This is a genomic window from Mesorhizobium sp. SARCC-RB16n (genome assembly GCF_008520305.1).
Taxonomy (GTDB): domain Bacteria; phylum Pseudomonadota; class Alphaproteobacteria; order Rhizobiales; family Rhizobiaceae; genus Mesorhizobium.
In genome coordinates, this window is the sequence record NZ_ML703279.1 from 25,642 (window position 1) to 44,624 (window position 18,983).

An 18,983-nucleotide genomic window follows, 5' to 3' on the forward strand; every position below is an offset into this window, starting at 1 on the left:
AACAAGATCTACGTCGCCTTTGCGCGCAGGTCATCGGGCGTGACGTTCGGCGGAATTGGGCACCGGTATGCGCGGCCGCCCGTCCGCTCTTTTAGTTCCGCTTTAGCTCGGACGATGATTTCGGGGTTGCGCAGGCAATCGGCCGCTGTGGTTGCCATAGCCTTGGCCGCCAATACCATGCCCTTATGGGCTGCAGGCAAATTACCCTGCGTGACGAGCTGCCAAGTGTGAAATGGCGTGCCAATGGCGAAACAGGCGGTGTAGCACTGTGCAGTCGGCACGATCCAACTTACGTCGCCCACGTCGGTTGAGCCAAACTCTAGCTTCTCACGGGCGGCCAAAGGGAGTAGCGCATCGTGGAAAATCTTGTCCTTGAGTGTGACATCGTGTGGCGTAAGGGTCGCCAACACATCTTCGTCCGTCAGAGCCGTCTTTCGAAGACTGCTGGCAAAAGCGTAGTCGGCCTCGTCAAAACCGGGCGGGCCGAGACGGCACATATTCTCAAACATGGCCTCTTGCAGCGCCATGTTGGGTAGAACGTTCGAACAAGCGCCGATGATCTGCATTGTGACGGAAGTCTCAGTCATCAAAGCAGCCCCCTCTGCGATCTTCCTCACTCGTCCTAACACATGCTCAGCATCAGGCAAACTCGGCGAACGCACTGAATATGTGGATTCCGCGTAGGCTTGTACCACATTGGGTGCCTCGCCGCCGGCGTTGGTAATCGAGTAGTGGACGCGTGCGTCCGACGGCATGTGTTCCCGCATGTAATTGACGCCAACGTTCATCAGTTCTACCGCGTCTAGTGCACTGCGTCCCAAGTGAGGATCACACGCCGCATGCGCCGCGCGCCCTTTGAAATGGAAGCGAGCCCCCAGCGCTGCATTCGAGACAGTGTTTAGCACCTCGTTAACCACTGCGGGGTGCCAGCAGAAGGCTGCATCGAGATCATCGAATGCGCCAGCACGAGCCATGTAGGTCTTGCCCCCGCCGGCCTCTTCCGCCGGGCAGCCGTAATATCGCACCGTCCCTGCGATTGCTTCACCTACGAGCGCTTTCTTCAACGCCACCGCTGCGAGGGCGGAACCGGCACCGAGAAGATTGTGCCCGCAGCCGTGGCCGGGTGCACCTTTCGTTATGGGCTGGTATTCAGTTACGCCCGAAACTTGCGCAAGATCGGGAAGGGCGTCGAATTCACCCAAAATACCGATGATTGGACCACCCTTGCCGTATTCCGCGACAAAAGCGGTAGGGATATGGCCGACATTTTTAGTGATGCGAAAGCCTTCGCGCTCGAGCATAGCGATCTGCTCGGCAACCGAGCGATGCTCCTCGAAAGCTAGTTCTGGCATTGTCCAGATACGGTCACTCAAAGCACAGTAATCGGCGGCGTTTGCATTCACGCAGCGGACGATTTCATCAAGGCTGAGAGGGTCATTTCTCATAGTTGCATTTACTCCTTTGAGCGAAGGTCGATCTTCCGTCAGGTGAAGGTCGTGCGGCTATCCTGCAGTCAAGGAACGAGTGGCCGTCGCACTCGGCTGTGCCGGAAAATCTGTGTCTGGAGCGCGCACATGACACGCCACCGCGCGCCCGTCTGCCATCGGAACCAAACGCGGCACATCTATGCGGCAACGATTGACCGCGTGCGGGCAGCGCGGATGGAACGCGCACCCGCTTGGCGGATTAATGGGGCTCGGCACCTCGCCCTGGACGGGCGCCTCCAGCCGAACCCGCGTGGGATCCGGCACCGGGGCTGCCGCGATCAGCGCCTCGGTGTAGGGATGGACCGGATTGGCGAAAAGCGCCTCGCACGCGGCGAGCTCGACGATGCGCCCCAGATACATGACCGCGACGCGATGGCCGATATGCTCGACGACGCTGAGGTCATGCGAGATGAAGATGAAGGCAATGCCAATCTGCTGCTGGAGATCCAGAAGCAGGTTCAGGATCTGAGCCTGCACGGAGACGTCGAGGGCTGAGACCGCCTCGTCGGCGATGATCAGCGAAGGATTGAGGGCCAGGGCCCGTGCGATGCCGAGCCGCTGGCGCTGGCCGCCCGACAGTTCGGACGGGAGCCTGTCCATCATCTGAGGCGACATGCCGACCTTTCGCAGAAGCTCCGCGGCAAGGGCTTTGCGCTGCTTGCGGCTGAGGCGCTCCCAGTTCTCGACCGGTTCGGTGATGATCTGCCCGGCCGTGAGGCGCGGGTTCAGCGAGGAGTATGGATCCTGGAAGACCATCTGCATCCGCCGGCGCCAGGCGCGAAGCTCATGGGCTTTAAGAACGGCGATGTCAGTCTCGTCGATCAGCACGCGCCCGCTCGTCGGCTTCACCAGGCGCATCAGGAGCCGTGCGACGGTGGACTTGCCGCAGCCGGATTCGCCAACGATGCAAAGCGTCTCGCCAGCCGCGACCGAGAAGGATACATCCGCCACGGCCCGCACCACCGGGATGGTCTTCTTTAGGAACCCCGCACCGAGCGGATAATGCTTGGTCAAGTTCTCGACTTTCAGCAAAGGACCGCTCATACGCCGACCACCTCTTCGGCGCGCCAGCAAGCTGCAGCGTGGTCCAGCCCAACGTCAATCATGACGGGAGTCTTTTCCCGGCAGATGTCGATCGCGAACGGACAGCGAGGCGCGAAGCTGCATCCCACAATCGGCTCGCGCAGGCTAGGCACGATGCCAGGGATCTCCGGAAGGCGACTTTGCCGGCCACGCCGCCGATCGGGCACAGAGCGCATTAGGCCTTGGGTGTAGGGGTGCGAAGGGCGCGCGAACAGATCAACGACACTCGCTTGCTCAACAATGCGGCCCGCATACATGACGATCACGCGTTGGCATGTCTCTGCGACGACGCCGAGATCATGGGTTATGAACATGACCGCCGTTCCCGTACGCTGTTTCAGTTCAACCACCAGCCGCAGGATCTGCGCCTGGATGGTCACGTCGAGCGCCGTCGTCGGCTCGTCGGCGATCAACAGTTCCGGCGAACAGGCGAGCGCCATGGCGATCATGGCGCGCTGGCGCATGCCGCCCGACATTTCGTGGGGATAGTTGTTGACCCGCCGTTCAGGGTCCGCGATGCGCACGAGACGCAGCAAGTCTTGCGCGTTGGCCATGGCGCCTGATTTGGTGGCCTTGGTGTGGATCTGAACTGCCTCGGCGATTTGGTGACCGACGGTGTAAACCGGGTTGAGGCTGGTCATCGGCTCCTGAAAGATCATGGCGATCCGGTTGCCGCGTATTGCTCGCATCTCGCGGTCCGAGAGTTTTAGGAGATCGCGTCCGCGAAAGCGGATCTCGCCGCCGACGGTCCTTGCGTTCAGCTTCGGCAGCAGGCGGAGGATCGAAAGAGCGGTGACGCTCTTGCCGCAACCAGATTCGCCAACGACGCCGAGCGTTTCGCCACTCTTGACCTGGAAGCTGATGCCGCCCAGCGCACGGGTGACGCTGTCTTCGCCGTAAAAGTGGGTCTCGAGGTCTCGAACATCGAGAAGCACGTCATTGCCTATTGTCGTAAGCATCTGGATCTCATCGCCTCCGTTTTGCACGGGGGTCGAAGAGGTCGCGCAAGCCGTCCCCAAGAAGGTTGACCGCAAGCACCATGACCGCGAGGCATATCCCCGGAGCGAAAATCGTCATTGGAGCAATGGCGAGATACAGGCGCGAATTGGCTATCATATTGCCCCAACTGGGGATCTCGGGTGGCACGCCTGCGCCCAGAAAGCTCAGGCCGGCTTCTGTCATAATCGCATCCGCGCACACAATCGCGCTCTGCACCATCAGCGCTGGTATGGTGCTCGGCAAGATATGCCGCAACAGCACCTTTGGCAGGCGCGCACCGCCGCAGATGGCGGCCTCCACGTAAGGACGCTCCCGAACACTCATAACCACCGAACGAACCAGCCGCGTGACGCTTGGCAGCTGGACGATCGTAATGGCGAAGATGAGGATACCGACTCCGGGGCCGGTCAGGGAAATCAGTGCAATAGCAAGCAGAACCGTCGGGATCGACATCAGACCGTCCATGACCCGCATGACGATGCTGTCGAAGCCGCAGCTGTAGCCGGCGAGGACACCGATCAGAAGAGCGCCCAGAGCCGCACCCGCCGCCGAGGTCAATCCGACGATGAGTGAGATCCGAGCGCCGAATACCGCTCGTGCAAAGACGTCACGGCCAAGATTATCGCTTCCGAACCACATCTCGGTGGAAGGTGGCTGGAGCCGTTTGAAAGGATCCATGTTCAGAGGATCGCCAGCGTAAAGCGGAGCAGCGAGTGCTAGAATGATCATCAGCGCCAGGAGGCCGCCGCCAATCACGACGAGCGGATGTCGCCTTGTGAGACGCGGCAGGTCAGATATTTGCAGGCGGCCCGTCGAAACGGCTTCAACTGGTGCAGAGAGGAGTGTCATATCAATACCGGATACGAGGATCGACAAGAGTGTATGAAAGATCGACCGCCAGATTGATCAAGACGTACAGCCCCGCAACGAGGATGAGCACGCCTTGGATGATGGGGTAATCGCGGTTGTTGATCGCATCGACCACCAAGCGACCCACGCCAGGTATGTTGAATACCGTTTCCGTGATGACAACGCCGCCAACTAGGCCGGCGAAACTTAAGCCGATTACGGTGAGAATGGGGGCGCCTGCATTCTTAAGGGCATGATGGACCAGCATGGAATAGGACGACGCGCCCTTGGCAGCGGCCGTTCGCATATAATCTTCCGACAGGACCTCCAGCATGCTGGCCCGAGTGATCCGAGCGATGAAAGCTAGGTAGGGAATGCTCAATGTTATCGTTGGCAGAATAAGGTGCATGAGCCATGGCCAGAAGCCACTTTCGATAGGCTGATATCCTTGGACGGGCAGCCAATGTGTCTTAATCGCGAAAAAATATATGAGAAAAAAACCGACAACAAACACTGGAACGGAGAAACCTAGCGTCGCGAATCCAGTCAGGATGCGATCAACAAGGCCGCCAGCCCGCCATGCGGCGAGAATGCCGAAACAAACCCCAACCGTCGCCGACAGGACCATCGTCAGGATCGATAGAGAAAGGGTCGGTTCAAGCCGCTGTGAGATCAGTTCGAGGACCGGTCGCCCGGCAAAAATCGAGGTGCCGAAATCGCCGCCGAGTATGTCGCGCACCCAACGTATGAACTGAACAGGTATCGGATCGTTCAGTCCCATCTGTTGGCGGATCCCGGCGATTACCTCGGCAGTCGCCGACTTGCCGGCGATCATCGCTGCTGGGTCCCCAGGCGCCAGCCTGAGAAGCAGGAAAACGAAAATTCCGACCATCGCCATCACGGCGACGGTCGAGAACATCCTGCGAACGACGTAGGTGCCCATTTAGCCCGAAACCTTTTGCATGTTCCACATGGGGAGATACGCGGGCATGCCGATAAGGCCGGTGAGAGACATGCGGCGGGCGCTTGGTTGGACATACGCGCCTAGGTAAACCATGCCAACAATGTCCCAATAGTTTTTTTGCATTTCACGGGCCAGCGCTTTGCGTTCCTCCAGAGTTTTGGCTTCCAGCCACTTGGCTCGCAGAGACTCGTACTCGTTGCTTGTCGGCCATCCGTACCAACCCTCCTTGCCATTCGCGGCTAGGTCGATATTGGTATGCGGCTGGGTGGTGCTATAATTGCTGTGATCCGTAATAAACAGACTCCATCCCCCGTCCTCGACAGGACCCATCTTTGCCCGGCGCTCGACAATCCCGCCCCAGTCGCTCGGCGCCAGTTCTACATTCGCCCCGATCTTGCGCAATTCGGCCGCTAGTAGCTGCGTTGCATTGCTGGACTCGGCCCAGTCGGTGGGTTGAAGAATGACAATCTTTTCTCCGGCATATCCAGACTCCTTCAAGAGCCGCTTGGCCGTCTCCGGGTCGCCCCCCTTTTTGAACCATCCCGTATTTTCGTCGTTTGAATAGGGCGTATCGTTTCCGAACAACGAAGTTATAGTTCGGAAATATTTTGGATTACCGAATGCGGCCTGCAAGAACGCCTCCTGATCGACAAGGTGAAGTATCGCTTGACGCGACTTCACATTGTCGAATGGTTTCTGGAGGCAGTTCATGCGCAAAAGTAAGATCCGGCCGCCTTTGTCCAAAACTTGCAGTCGAAGATCTGGATTGCTTTCAATTATAGGCAGCAGATCGACGGACGGCGACTGAATAAAGTCGATTTCACCAGCCTGCAGCGCCGCGTAAGCAGTCTGCTGATCGGCGATATTCTCCCAGATGACGCGATCGACATTCACGACCTTCCCGCCGGCGAAACCGTCGGCGCGGTCCCTTCGTGGGACATATTTTTCATTACGATCGTAGGTGATGCTAGCGCCGGGCTTGGAGAGCGCTTCATTAAACTTAAAGGGGCCTGAGCCGATGTTCGTGGTCACCTGCTCGGTTGCAGGGCGGTTCGCGTCCTTTTCGCGCATGATGAAGAGAGGTGGTGCTGAAGCTAAAATTTCGGGGAGAAGTCCTAAAGGCTCCTTTAGAGCGATGGTGAAAGTCCTGTCGTCCTTCTTCGAGATATCTTTGACTCGCTTCATCATGAGCTGCCCGCCGGACTGCACCTGGGCCCAGCGGCGGATCGAGGCTACACAGTCGGCAGCAGTGACGGCGCTGCCATCGTGCCAGCCGAGACCATCGCGAAGCTCAAATGTATAGGTCTTCTGGTCGTCGGAGATACCCCACTTCTGGACCATTTGTGGCTGCACCATGAACTTGGAATCGAGTGCAAAGAGCGTGTCGAAAATCGCCAGGCCGTGGGACTGGGAGGTGTCATCTGTCGTAGAGACTGGATCGAAGGCGCGTAGAAAAGAACCCATCACCATGCGCACCGTCCGTTCAGCAGAGGCCGCTGTCTGCGCCCGCAAAACGGATGGGATAGATATGGCCGTTCCGGCAGCCACACCCGCCTTAATGAGGTCGCGTCGAGATATTGTCATGCTTCAGTTCCCCTTCTTGAGCGAGTCGCGCGATGCCGAGATCGTTTGCCAGCCGAGAGCGTGAATCTAGAATCGTAACCGCCAACATAAGACTTGGGTCCATTCCTGCGGTGTTCCGAAATGGGCATTTCACCTGCGGCCCGAATTGAAGTCGCCGATCTGATAGTACTCGGACCCTTGATTGAGATTGCGCCGCCACACTGTTGGCTCCGTCTGCAAATCCCGAAACTCATGGCGTCCTGTTCCCACAACCTTTTGTAGTCAATGTTGCCTAGCACATAGCCGCTACAACACACTCCAGATAGATCATGTTTGCCGTCTTTGGCCGGCAATATAGGAAGTTGATAGTGCTCCAGTAGGTATTGGAAATCGACACTGGGTTCTTTTAGAGAAATAATAACGATCCCGGAGCCGTCGAGCCGGATTTCCTCGACAGCTTTGACAACGTCTTTTGCTCCAGACTTGGAACCCGCGCCGCGATGATGGTTTAGGGAGGCTATCACGTCGCCGGCATTCAAACTCTTGCCGTTGTGGAGCTTGAAGATCCAGGTCTTGGCATCTTTCGAGGGTTCCACGCTCGGCCAACTCACCGACGAGATTGCCGTCAGGATCCCCTTTCTTCGGGGTAGCAGCTTCAGCGAGCGCTGCAAAAACGCCCCCCGGACGAGCCGATCGCTATAGCGCCGACGGCCGCTGCGAACTTGACAAAGCGCCTGTGGCTGAATGCGAAACCCAGCGGCGATAAACCATCCCTTTTGACCATTGTAGTTCTCCTCTGATCGTCTTACTTGCAGTCGCTTGGTTTCCACCCCGACGCCGGTTGATATGACGCTAGCATGTCAGACCGGGGTAGGAGTCTCGCAAAAAAGTCATCAGGCTAGTGACTTTAATTCCCGTTTCAAGTCCGGGTTTCCCCGTATAGCCACTTACACTTTAGCTGGAATCCAGCTGCAAGGTCTTCAGGAGCTTCCATTGGACTACGAAACGACAAGCCAGACTGCCCGCCGAGAGCGGCTCAAGTGCATGTAACCCCGCGGAGCGCGCTGTTTCTCGGAGGGCCCGCGATGATTCCTGCGATGGAGTATTGTCGCGCTCGCGGCTTTGATGGGCGTATGTACGTCGTTAGTCCCCGCCGCAGCGAACTCGGTGGATTGCCATGCTTCTCCAGCGTCGCCAGCTTGCCAGAGATGCCGGATGTTGCCTATGTGGCCGTTCCTCGCGAAAACGTTCTCATTCGAGAGCTATCTCAGTTCGGCGTGGCGGGCGCGATTGTCAACACGTCCGCCTTCTCTGAAAATGCAAGGTGGTCAGCGCTCCCAAGGCGACCTGATTCAGGCAGCCGGAGACATGGCCTGTGATCGGTCCCAATTGCCTCCGGGGTGGCTAACTTCGCCGACCGATCGGTGTTCATGATGGACCATTTCGGCGACCACGGCACGGATGGGGAGTTGCGGTAATCAGCAATGGCGGAGCTTATCTTGCCGATATGGCTGCTCAGACCGGGCGCTACCTTTGGCCTATTCGTTTGGGCTGGGCAACCAAGCTATAGTCGCGGTCACCGATGTCATGGATGTCGTGCTCGATGACGCCGGATGCGGGCCCTCAATCTCTATATCGGTCGTCGTTGCCAAGGGCGGGCGGGTGCCGGGAGCCGTGCCAAACAATCGCATACTGCCTCACTTGCCGGCGACGAAGTAGGGCTCGGCCCGTCCGAGCAACCCTCGGACGCGCAGTGTAGGGCGAGCCACCTCACCGGCAGAGGCGGACACACGGTCGTGCGATAGAGCGGGTGGAGTTAGATCTTATGTCCGCTGGTTTTTGGGTCTTGCATTGGTGCCCAGCCTGAGACATTCGAGTTTCACCAACGAAAGGGAGCGTCTGCTCGAAGGCGAGATCGCGCCGAAGTTCTTGCGCGCGCAAGGTCGGGAGCGACAACGATCCCGATGGAATGGGCATCACCCAGACCACGGGCATGGCCGAGTGCGAAAGACGCACCACGCTCGGCGCCCGACAGGGCCTGTGACAGCACGCTGCGAGCCGCTTTCATCACCGCCGAGCCACACCACTGAGGGCCACGACCCGCAGGACCAAACCACAACTGACGTCGCTTGAACATCGCACCTCGCATTTTGAGACGCTCCGATGCCTGCTGCGGTAACAAACATTGCAACAGATCGTTCAATTAAATTTACAGAATCTTTGCCACGGAAGATCACCGAGAATGGTAATTTCATCGTGTCAGGACCCGGGCACCAGTGGAGTTACGCCTGTTACACCCGGACGCCACTACTGCACGCAATGAAGGGTTAATAGCCTATGCAAAACAAAGCACTGGTCCTGGTTGAAGGCCATATGAGCATTGGTCTCCTATATGTGAAAGTTGCCAAGAATCTTGGGCTTCATCCAATTGCAATGGCGGCTGATTCAACTCAGTACGACTACCTTGAAGCGGAAGGCGTCGACACAATCCATGTCGATACCAACGACATCGATGCGCTCACTCTGGAATGCTCGCGGCTGTCTCAGACTTGGGATATTGCTGGCATTACTGGCTTTACTGGCCTCGATGAGTCTGTCTATGCCAGAATCGGAAGGCTTTGCCAGCATTTCAAGCTCCCGGGCCCCAACCCAGCGTCGGTTGAGACATGCTGTGACAAGTTCACTCAGCGCCAGTTGCTCGCAGAGGCCGGCGTTCCAATGCCTGCATTTAGCTTGGCAGCCGATGCTACGGAGGTACAAAGCTCTGCTGCGCAGATCGGTCTACCGGTGGTTCTCAAACCTGCCGTGGGCAGCGGGAGCAGTGGTGTCCGATTGTGCAGCAATGTCGATGAACTAGGACAACATACCGCCTACCTTTTGGGTAAAGAGTATATGTGGGAGGCTCCCCGGGGGATATTAGTCGAAGAGTTCGCACAAGGCCCGCATTATAGCGTGGAGATAATGGGAAATGAAGTTATTGCGATTGGCGCCGCCGACTTCGATTCCCCGCCACACTTCGTGTGTCGCGAGTACACCTATCCGGCGCCGCTCAGCGACCAACAGTATGAGCGTATCGCTGACATTTCGCTGAACTGCTTGCGAACTCTCGGCTGCGGCTGGGGGCCAGCGAACATCGATCTCCGCTGGACCAAGCTTGGCCCGGTCGTCATCGAAGTAAATCCGCGTCTTGCCGGCGGCCCTATTCCTCGATTAGTTCAGCTCGCTTACGGGATTGATCTCATCAGGGAGCACATCAAGCTGGCCGTTGGTGTCGAATGCAATCTGCGCAAAAGGCATTCGCACACGGCGAGCGCACGATGCCTAATCCCCGATCGCGATGGCATCCTCAACTGGATCGGTGGTGACCGCGAGGCGGCCAGTCTGCCAGGTGTGAACTTGGTTAAGTTGGACGTTAAATCAAATATGACGATCCTCAGGAAAGGTGACTACCGAGACAGCATTGGATGTGTCATAGCCGCATCACCGACCCATGCTCAGACGGCGTCGATGCTTCAGAGTGCAGTCGACCTACTCCAATGGTCCATTACGCCCGTCCCGAACCCTCCCTATCGAGAGTGAACTCATGTGCCTGCAGCGACGGCCAGCCCGGACAAAGGGTGATGTCGCTGACATGGGTGTAGTCGAGAGGAGGAGGAGTACGCAGGTTGATGACGAATATTCTCGCAACCGGGACTGCTGCCTTTCTCTGTCTTGCGCGCGTTAGAACGGAGTCATGCAGAACAACGCAGGAGAAACTGGGGGCCTCGAAGCACATCTGCGGGAGCCGAACTCGCGCGCATGGTGCGGAGGCAGGGCGGTTTCCTCGCATTCTCTGCGTCGGCATTCCTGATTGAGAGGGCTTGTGCAACGAGCCATCACTAGGCCCGCGTTCTTCGGGAGTCTGGGTCACAAACCTGGCTGGCACCAGCCCTATGTGAAGCAACATGTGAAACGTCATGAGAATGACCGACACACGGCTCGGCTTGCCTCGTGCTGCGACAGATATCGTTCGGCGCGAAGGATAGCCCATACGCGGAAACCAATCCCGAAATGGCGGGAGGACTTCAGCGCCACGAGGCCGCATTTCTCGTTCGGATACCCGACGGCGGCCGTCTATGCCGACGTTATCACCGCTATAGGCTCCGCCCGCTTCTCTATTCGAAGGCTGCTCGTTCTTTGCCAGTTCACCGCGCCCCGCGAGATTGGCAGCGGCGTGATCGGACATGCATGCGGATTGGCCGACTCTTTTCAAATGCCGCAAGAATGGCAAAGCTTGAACGACAACGTGCGCCAAGGATTTCGCCTCATTCACCAATTCACCGGGCGCAATCGCCTGAGCAGACTACCTTTTGGAAACTTCAAATGTCCGAAACACAACAGCAGTACGTCCGACATTCTACCAATTTGTGCCAACTTTTCACTTAACGCGAAGAGACCCAAGTATGACAGCTGGAGTTACGGCCTGTTGAACCGATTTCCGCCTATGGCACGAGATATGCCTCTCTTCAGTAAACGCGCGGTCCGCAGTTAACAGAAACGTTCCCGCACCAAGAAAGCGCTGCGCTTCTGCGGCTCCCCGCGCCAGTATGGAATGCCCATATCGCCGACAGCCGGAGTTCGGCACCACAAAAGGGCAGCTCGAGTCAACCTCAGATCGCGTGCAGCATACAAAGACGGAGCTAAATGACCATGACAAAAAGAAGAGCGTTCATCCTGATTGAAGGTCACAGGAGCGGCCCGCTATATGCCCAAGCGGCGCAGCGCCTTGGCCTATATCCAATCACTCTGTCCAGTGATCCATCTCGCCACGGCTATATTGCGGCCGAAGGGCTTCATGCCATCTGCATCGACACCAGCAACCTTGATGCGCTCATCCATGAATGTTCCCAGCTACATGCGATCCACGGCATAGCGGGCATTACGGGGGGCCTAGACTCGGTATATCTGACAGTTGCCAAGCTCTGCCGGCATTTCGGCCTACCTGGACCGGCCCCCTTCCCAATTGAGCAATGTTACGACAAATTCTCACAACGCCAACTCCTTGCGCAGGCTGGCATACCGGTGCCTGCTCATCGCATTGCAACCAGTGCGGCGGATATAGAAAGCTCTGCTGCGGAGATCGGCCTGCCGGTGATCCTGAAGCCCGCCGCAGGCAGCGGTAGCTGGGGTGTTCGGTTGTGCCGCAATGTTGATGAGTTAGCCGAGCATACCAACCATTTGTTGGAAGGAGGGCATTTATGGCGATCTCCACCAAGGGTACTGGTCGAGGAATTCGCGCAGGGCCCCCAGTATTATTCTGACATAATGGGGAACGAGGTAATTGAGATTTGCGCGATTGACTTCGGCCCCCTACCGCATTTCGTAGTTCGCCAAGTCATCTGTCCGGCGCTGTTGACCACCGACCAGCATAAGAAGATCTCCGATCTTTCTCTGGACTGCTTGCGAGCTATCGGACTTGGCTGGGGCCCGGCGAACATTGAGTTCCGGTGGACGAAGCGTGGTCCCGTCGTAATTGAAGTCAATCCACGTCTTTCCGGCGTGCCTGATCCTCAACTGATTCACTTAGCTTGCGGTGTCGATCTCATAACCGAGCACACTAAGCTCGCCATTGGCCATGAATGGAACTTGCGTAAAACTCGTTCCCAAACTGCGGCAGCGCGCATGCTTGTTGCTGATCGTGATGGCGTCCTGAACTGGATTCATGGCGTCGCTAACGCGACTGAGTTGCCAGGCATCAAGGAAGTCAAGATTTTCGTTACGCCCAACACTGTGATTGTCAGGAAAGGAGATGATCGAGATTTCATGGGCTATGTCATCGCTGCATCGCCCAACCCTGCGCAGAGCGAGGAGATACTTCGGCGCGCAGTCGAGCTCATCGCGTGGTCGATCACACCGGATTCCATCGCTTAGTGTATGGTTGACCGCTCATTAGGGGCCTTTGTACTCCGTGTCATAGACTTCCTGATGATTGATTGCGAGAACGCGCTTCACCGGAGGTCATCCGGAAGCGGCCTGACAGCCCTGCTACGTGCACTTCCTCAGGAACGCCTTCGGCCATCTGCTGAGGAAGGCATGCCGACGATTGACTGCAGGAGTGGCGCTGGCGATACGACCGCGCGACCTTACTGAAGCCAAGCGACCTAGCCCGATCTTCCGAGTGGGCACCACACAATTCCCGGCACACCGCATGGGCTGAAGAAACCATCGAACACACGCTGACCTTCGCCCGCCTGCCCGCGTCAGCTCCATAAGCACCTAAAGTCCACCAGCGTGCTGCCGTGCTGCAGCGCCTCCGCGAGCAAATCAGCGAGCGCACCTATGTTGTACGAATTTTCCCATTCAGCGATGGGGTCGCGGGTGCGGTCATGTCTGGACGGCGCCCGCTGATCAAGGGTTAGATTTTCAGCGGTGGGGTGGTCGTAGGTGCGGTCATCTCCGGCCTTTTGCTGCGGTATTCTGACCCCTGGCCCTGATGGCGTCCGCTGATCCTTGACCTGATCAAGAGAGCGAGCTCGAAGCTCCACTAAGCTGCAGGCTTTCAGGATCTGTCCTCGTCTGTTCCCGTCACCTCATTGTCACCCACGATTTCAGCCCGCGGCCTTAGCCGATGCGCCTGTTACGCCGGTCTTCCGGCATAATGTGTCTCCTCGCGCATGAAAGCGAAGACGATACGGTGAACATGTTGGCGGTCGCCACGGCGACAAGCTTTCATGGGATTGGTCTCCGTCAGGCGATCCGCCCAATTTCTCAAGCATCGCTGGAACGCTTGCGATGGAACAGAACGGCATGAGCACCGACCACGAGCAGCTTGCGCAAATATCGGTTACCCATCTTGGAGACGCGTCGCAGCCGTTCCTTTCCGCCTGAAGAGTTTGCCTAGGTGTGAGCCCTGGACCCTCGCCACAAGCGCGGAGGCAGTAACGGGACCGATGCCAGGAACTCTCATCAGACGGCGCGCCGTTTCATCAGCCTTGGCGAGGGCCAGAATTGCCTGATCGTTCTGTCTGATCTCGTCATCGAGTTCGCTCAGTTGATGCACCAATGGCAACAGTGCTGAACACACGGTCGCCGGGATCATGTCGTCGTACTGGATGACGAGAGTAGCCAGGGCGCGTGCGTTGTTCGGTCCCTGGGGGGCGATGATCCCGATTCGACCAGATGGCTGCGAAGGACATTGAGCAGTTGGGTGCGCTGGGCCACCAGAAGTTCGCGCACCTTGCGATCCATGAGCTGCCTGGTTCTCAACGGATCGCACCGGGACAAAACGCATTGATGGGCGCGTCACCGCCTCGCAGATGGCTGCTGCATCGGCAGCATCGTTCTTCTGACGACGCACATAAGCCTTCACATAGGCTGGCGGCATCAGTCGCACGCTGTGGCCGAACTTGATGAGTTCGCGAGCCCAATGATGGGCCGAGCCGGATGCTTTTAGGCCAATGAAGCAGCATGGCAGGGATTCGAAGAATCTTAGAACATCCTTGCGCCGAAGCGCCCGGGTAGTGACGACGCGGCCTACGACATCGACCGCCTGAACCTGGAAGACGTGCTCGGCCAGATCGAGGCCAACGGTAGCAACAGCAGACGAGGCTGTCATTGCCGCCTTCCCTCCGCGCACGCTGCTGCCGCTCGATGTTTGCCTCTACACGTTGCAGCCCACTATCCCGCATCTGACGCGCTCTTCATTGCACCGCTGAGGGGCAAGGTCACCGGGACCAGTCAGGCTACCTTTCAACAGGAAGAATTGCGAAGGAACCTGCGGACGGAGGTTGAAGCAGTTCGAGGAGCAGGGACAAGCTTAAAAAGCTGCTTGAGTGACCTGTTGCTCGACAGCCGCTTTGCAATCTCAGATGACTAAAGACTATGTTTCGGTGACCCAGTCCATCATGCATGGCCATGCATGGCCAGGGCACTGCGGGGCGCCGGCTTGACCTTGTCGACCATCGGGCCGAGCCGGCACTCTATCCCGTGCCGTCGACTAGCACGTTTTTAGCTTAGCATGGTCAAAAGACCAAATGCTGCGTGCCTGAGCAACACTCGTGTGAAGGTGGTTTGCAGTCAAGACTCCGCCGCTGCTCGGCCCCGCAACCGGCCAGATGCGCGGCGCAGGCGCGGGGCGATGTTGAAGGCACCACTGGCGAGGTAGCCGCTTCAGGAGGAGATATCGAAGGGCCTTAACCCAGCCCTCGACCGATCCAGGCGGGCACGGTCAATCGAAGCTGTTGCGGTGAGACTCCGTGTATGTTCCTGAAGCATTTCGAGAAATGCGAGGAGGATACGAAGCCGCTCGCCATGGCTACGTCGACCAGTGGTAGCCCGGTGCCTTCGATCAGCCGCTTTGCATGGTCGATCCGGAGACTGAGATAGTGCTTTGCGGGTGTGACACCCACATACGTTCCAAATAGTCGCTCTAGCTGGCGTCTGGAAACACCAATGCGCTTCGAAATGTCGGACATCGGTATGGGAGACTCCATATTCTCCTCCATGACCCTGATGGCTGCGACGAGGCTCTCGCTCACGCCAGCAAAGGCGATGCCTGAGGGGCCCGTCTGACGGTTTGAACCAGAACGCTGCCCGTTTACCGTCGCATGCCTGCACACTTCCTGTGCGATGAAGGCGCCAGCTTCCGTTGCGATAAGGTCGACCGCGAGGTCGAACGCCGCCAACTCGCCGGCGCAGGTCGAAAATTGCCCATCTTTTACAAAGAGAGAGTCGCGTATGCGCGGCTGGTTGAAGACTTCGGAAAAAGCAGCGAGGCGCGACCAGTGGATCGTGCAGCGCGTACCTGCCAAAAGGCCGGTCTGCGCAAGCAGCCATGTCGCCGTCCCAAAGGCTGATAGCGCAACTCCACGGCGGGCCATCAGGCGCAGAAATCCGTTGAATTGTGGCGTCAGCTGCCGCTCGACCGGTTCGCCCGAAACAATGGCGAGTTGGCCAGGTCTCCCCTCGTCCACTTGGGAGGCCAGCTCATCTATGTTGACGTCGACTGAGACCGTGAGGCCGTTGGCACCTTCGACTGGCCGCGAATCCAACGCCGCAATCCGCCACCTAAACAGCGGCAATTTTGATACGGAGTTGGCGAGGCGGAACGGCTCTAAATAAGCGTGAAGCGCCAGATGCGAGAACCCCGGCAGCACCAGAACCACGAGATCAAATGGCCGGTCGCCTATCGCCGAACTCCCCGGCGTGGCCAGCGACCTCATCCCGGCGAGATTAGCGGGCGCGTTCATCAAGGCCCGTAAATGGCTATCGGCTTGCCGAACATGCCGGGCTCGGGTTTCACACCGAGCCCTGGCCGTTGCGGCACGGCGATGTGGCCCTTGTCGATAATGACCGGATTCTTCCCGTCGAAATGGCCATTGATGTATTCTTGGGCGATCCAGGCGCCTTCCATGCGGCTCGGCTCCACTGTCGCCGCGAGATGAACGCAGGCCGCCGCGATGATGTCGCCGCCCCAAGCATCGTCGCAGCTGTGCGGCAGCGAGCGGACGGTGCAGAGGTCGCGCACCGTCGTCATTTTCGTGAGGCCGCCAAGGCGGGTGACCTTGAAGCCGAAGCCGTCGGCGATGCCCAGCGAGATTGCCCTGAGCACCGCGTTTTGGTCCTCCGTGCTCTCGTCCAGATAGACCGGATGCGTCATGCGGCCCTTCAGTGTCGCGATCTCGTCCATGGTGTTGCAGGGCTGTTCGAAAACGAACGAGATCGCCTGGCAGAGCCGGTCGAGATGGATCGCGGCGGCCACGGTAAGACCTCTGTTGCCGTCCACGGCGATGCGCGCCTTGTAGCCAACCGCTTCCCAGACCTTGTGAATGACGGCGACGTCCTCCTCGAGATTACGGCCGCCGATTTTCACCTGGAGCCGTACGTAGCCTGTTTTTACTTTCTCGGTGGCAATGCGGGCGGTTTCTTCCGGCGAACCGACGATCAGGGAATAGTAGGCGGGCACGCGGTCCGTAAGCGCACCGCCCAAAAGCGTCGATACCGGTACGCCCAACTTCAGACCAAGCAGGTCGAGAAAGGCCATGTCGAACGCGGCCTTGGCATAGCCGTGCCCGTTGAGCCGCTCGTCCATCTGTTTCGCGAGACGCCTGATCGAGGCGATCTCCGAGCCGATGAGCCCCGGCGCGATTTCGGCGATGGCGGCACGCGCGCCGAGCGCGTGATGCGGCTGGTAGACCGGGCCGATCGGGCAGGTTTCGCCCCACCCGACCAAACCGTTGTTCGCAACTATTTCGACAAGGGTGCTGTCGAGCGTCTCCACGTCGTCGCTCGCCATGCGATAGGCCCCGCCTTTGACGGGCAACTGCGCCGTGTAGACGTTGATGCGATCGATGCGCATGCTCAATAGTCTTCGTTCAATGCGTCGACCGCGGGAATTTGGCGCGATCGCCGGTCGATATAAGCGCGCAGCTCCTCGTCTTTGGCGATGTCGAGCGTCGGCTCTTCATAGTCGGCCAGCAGCCGACGGGCATGTTCAAGAGCCCGCTGCTTGATGTCCTTGGAACCATCGGCTTTCCACTGTTCGATCGAGTTGTTGTCGAAAAGCTTTGGTATGAAAAACGCGCGTTCGAAATTAGCCTGCGTATGCGGATGGCCTAGGTAGTGCCCGCCCGGGCCGACGTCACGCACGGCAGCCAGCGCTTCGTCGAAGTCGTCCCACTGAATGCCCTTCGTCATGCGATAGCCCATATCGCACACCTCGGCGTCGACGACGAACTTCGCGATCGAGCAATGCATACCAGCTTCGTTCCAGCCCGCAGAATGCCAGATATAATTGGCGCCCGACATCAGCACCGCCATCATGGTCATAGCGCTCTCATAGCCAGCCTGCGCATCGAAGACCTTCGCGCCGCCGAGTAGGTTCGATGTGCGCCATGGGACGTTGTAGCGTCGCGCCATCTGGCCGATCATGAAGTTCATCAACGAAATCTCGGGCGTTCCTGCCATCGGCGCGCCTGACTGCATCGATACGGTCGAAAGGTAGTGCCCGTAAATTGCAGGGCAGCCCTTGCGGATCACCTGCGTATAGGCGAGCGCGGACAGCGCTTCGGCATTGAGCTGCGCGACAGCGGCCGCCGTAGAGGCCGGCGTGTTCGCGCCGCCGAGAACGAAAGGCGAGCAAAGTACGGGCTGATTGCGTCGACAGAAAGCTCGCATCGCGCCGAGCATAACCTGATCCCAAACCAGCGGCGAATTGCCGTTGCAATTGCCTGTGGTGACCGCGTGGGTCTCCAGGAAATCTTTGCCGAAAAGGATCTCGCACATGTCGAGCACATCCTCGGCATTTTTGGGGGAAGTGGTCATGCCCATGAAGATCTTATCGGAGTGCTTCATTGACGAATAAGTAATGTGCAGGTGCCGATGCGCAACGACGAGATCCATCGGTTCGACGATATGATGCGCCGATGAATGTAGCGCCGGCATCATGTGGGCCAGCTTATGGAAGGTGCCGAGGTCGGCGATGGTCGGCCCGCGCCTGACATCATCGAGGTCACGCATGTAGGGCGCGCCGGTCATCGGCACGAAAATCGAATTCGGTCCGCCGAGCTTGACGTTCTTTGCCGGGTCGCGCGCGAAATACTCGATGTTGGGAGGGATGGTCTTGATAAGGTCCATGACCAGCCCGCGGTCGAGGTAGACGCGGTCGCCGGCACGCACGTCGGCGCCGGCCCTTTTCCAGTCCTCGATCGCGATCGGATCGCGAAACACCACGCCCACATCTTCGAGGATCGCAAGAGAAGCCTCGTGGATCCGCTCGACCTGCTCGGCATCCATTGGCTCGACGACCGGCAGGCCGCGTTTCAGCGTCGGCAGCATGTCGATCTTCGGCGTCATGCGGATCGTCCGCCGTGCGTCCCGCCCCCCTCTACGAGAAGCTTGCATTTGAGCAGTCATATCGGCCTCCAAAGATTGCGGCTCAAATCTGAGCCGCTTGGCACTATTGCCGCCCGCAGCGGCTTTGACCAAATGCAAAAGTCTCACGCGGCTGTTGACTAAAGCGCCGGTCACGAGATGTTGGCGCGTGCTGAATGGAGCGAGCA

At 58.4% G+C, this 18,983-nt stretch carries 13 protein-coding genes and 3 pseudogenes; 5 read left to right on the forward strand and 11 right to left on the reverse strand.

Going from position 1 to position 18,983, the window contains the following annotated elements; genetic code table 11:
- Positions 1–8: 8 nt before the first annotated feature.
- The 7 genes from C7I87_RS23425 to C7I87_RS23455 are packed head-to-tail and all read right to left on the reverse strand — an operon-like array spanning position 9 to position 7,775.
- Positions 9–1,445, reverse strand: coding sequence for a M20 family metallopeptidase (locus tag C7I87_RS23425; RefSeq protein WP_149906434.1), 1,437 nt, complete (start codon positions 1,443–1,445; stop codon positions 9–11).
- Positions 1,446–1,502: 57 nt separating this feature from the next.
- Complete coding sequence (locus C7I87_RS23430) at positions 1,503–2,531, reverse strand: ABC transporter ATP-binding protein (RefSeq protein ID WP_149906435.1); 1,029 nt, start codon at positions 2,529–2,531, stop codon at positions 1,503–1,505.
- Positions 2,528–3,529, reverse strand: coding sequence for an ABC transporter ATP-binding protein (locus C7I87_RS23435; protein WP_188393965.1), 1,002 nt, complete (start codon positions 3,527–3,529; stop codon positions 2,528–2,530). The genes C7I87_RS23430 and C7I87_RS23435 overlap by 4 nt, the downstream gene beginning before the upstream one ends.
- A gap of 7 nt (positions 3,530–3,536) precedes the next feature.
- The gene (locus C7I87_RS23440; RefSeq protein ID WP_149906610.1) at positions 3,537–4,418 is read right to left on the reverse strand and encodes an ABC transporter permease; all 882 of its coding nucleotides are present in this window, start codon (positions 4,416–4,418) and stop codon (positions 3,537–3,539) included.
- Position 4,419: 1 nt separating this feature from the next.
- A complete protein-coding gene (locus C7I87_RS23445) occupies positions 4,420–5,361 on the reverse strand; it encodes an ABC transporter permease (protein ID WP_149906436.1) in 942 nt (313 codons plus the stop codon).
- Positions 5,362–6,966 carry an ABC transporter substrate-binding protein gene (locus tag C7I87_RS23450; protein ID WP_149906437.1) on the reverse strand — a complete coding sequence of 535 codons (1,605 nt, stop codon included), beginning with the start codon at positions 6,964–6,966 and terminating at the stop codon, positions 5,362–5,364.
- Complete coding sequence (locus C7I87_RS23455) at positions 6,963–7,775, reverse strand: periplasmic substrate-binding domain-containing protein (protein ID WP_188393966.1); 813 nt, start codon at positions 7,773–7,775, stop codon at positions 6,963–6,965. The genes C7I87_RS23450 and C7I87_RS23455 overlap by 4 nt, the downstream gene beginning before the upstream one ends.
- Positions 7,776–8,042: 267 nt before the next feature.
- On the opposite strand from C7I87_RS23455, the gene C7I87_RS36810 reads away from it, so the two are divergent.
- The 4 genes and pseudogenes from C7I87_RS36810 to C7I87_RS36100 form a co-directional block, all read left to right on the forward strand.
- Positions 8,043–8,324: a CoA-binding protein gene (locus tag C7I87_RS36810; RefSeq protein ID WP_373424757.1), complete on the forward strand. Its 282-nt coding sequence runs from the start codon at positions 8,043–8,045 to the stop codon at positions 8,322–8,324.
- Positions 8,325–9,282: 958 nt separating this feature from the next.
- Positions 9,283–10,524, forward strand: a complete 1,242-nt coding sequence (locus C7I87_RS23465) for an ATP-grasp domain-containing protein (protein ID WP_149906440.1) — start codon at positions 9,283–9,285, stop codon at positions 10,522–10,524.
- A gap of 1,110 nt (positions 10,525–11,634) precedes the next feature.
- Positions 11,635–12,855 (forward strand): ATP-grasp domain-containing protein, encoded by a 1,221-nt coding sequence (locus C7I87_RS23470; RefSeq protein WP_149906611.1) that lies wholly within the window; start codon positions 11,635–11,637, stop codon positions 12,853–12,855.
- A 106-nt stretch (positions 12,856–12,961) separates the two neighbouring features.
- A pseudogene (locus C7I87_RS36100) lies at positions 12,962–13,283 on the forward strand (transposase); the annotation flags it as partial.
- A 278-nt stretch (positions 13,284–13,561) separates the two neighbouring features.
- Here C7I87_RS36100 and C7I87_RS23475 read toward each other — a convergent pair.
- A pseudogene (locus tag C7I87_RS23475) lies at positions 13,562–14,539 on the reverse strand (IS110 family transposase).
- Between C7I87_RS23475 and C7I87_RS23480 the strand changes: the two are divergent.
- A pseudogene (locus tag C7I87_RS23480) lies at positions 14,526–14,636 on the forward strand (IS481 family transposase); the annotation flags it as partial. The pseudogenes C7I87_RS23475 and C7I87_RS23480 sit on opposite strands and share 14 nt — an antisense overlap.
- A gap of 480 nt (positions 14,637–15,116) precedes the next feature.
- On the opposite strand, the gene C7I87_RS23485 reads toward C7I87_RS23480, so the two are convergent.
- From C7I87_RS23485 to C7I87_RS23495, 3 genes are read right to left on the reverse strand one after another with little or no spacing between them, the layout of a single operon-like run.
- Positions 15,117–16,172, reverse strand: a complete 1,056-nt coding sequence (locus tag C7I87_RS23485; RefSeq protein WP_149906441.1) for a GlxA family transcriptional regulator — start codon at positions 16,170–16,172, stop codon at positions 15,117–15,119.
- On the reverse strand, positions 16,172–17,281 hold the full coding sequence (locus C7I87_RS23490; protein ID WP_149906442.1) for a mandelate racemase/muconate lactonizing enzyme family protein: 1,110 nt from the start codon (positions 17,279–17,281) through the stop codon (positions 16,172–16,174). Before C7I87_RS23490 ends, C7I87_RS23485 begins: the two co-directional genes overlap by 1 nt.
- A gap of 2 nt (positions 17,282–17,283) precedes the next feature.
- Entirely contained in the window at positions 17,284–18,837 is a 1,554-nt protein-coding gene (locus C7I87_RS23495) for a trimethylamine methyltransferase family protein (protein ID WP_149906612.1), read from the reverse strand.
- Positions 18,838–18,983 lie beyond the last annotated feature (146 nt).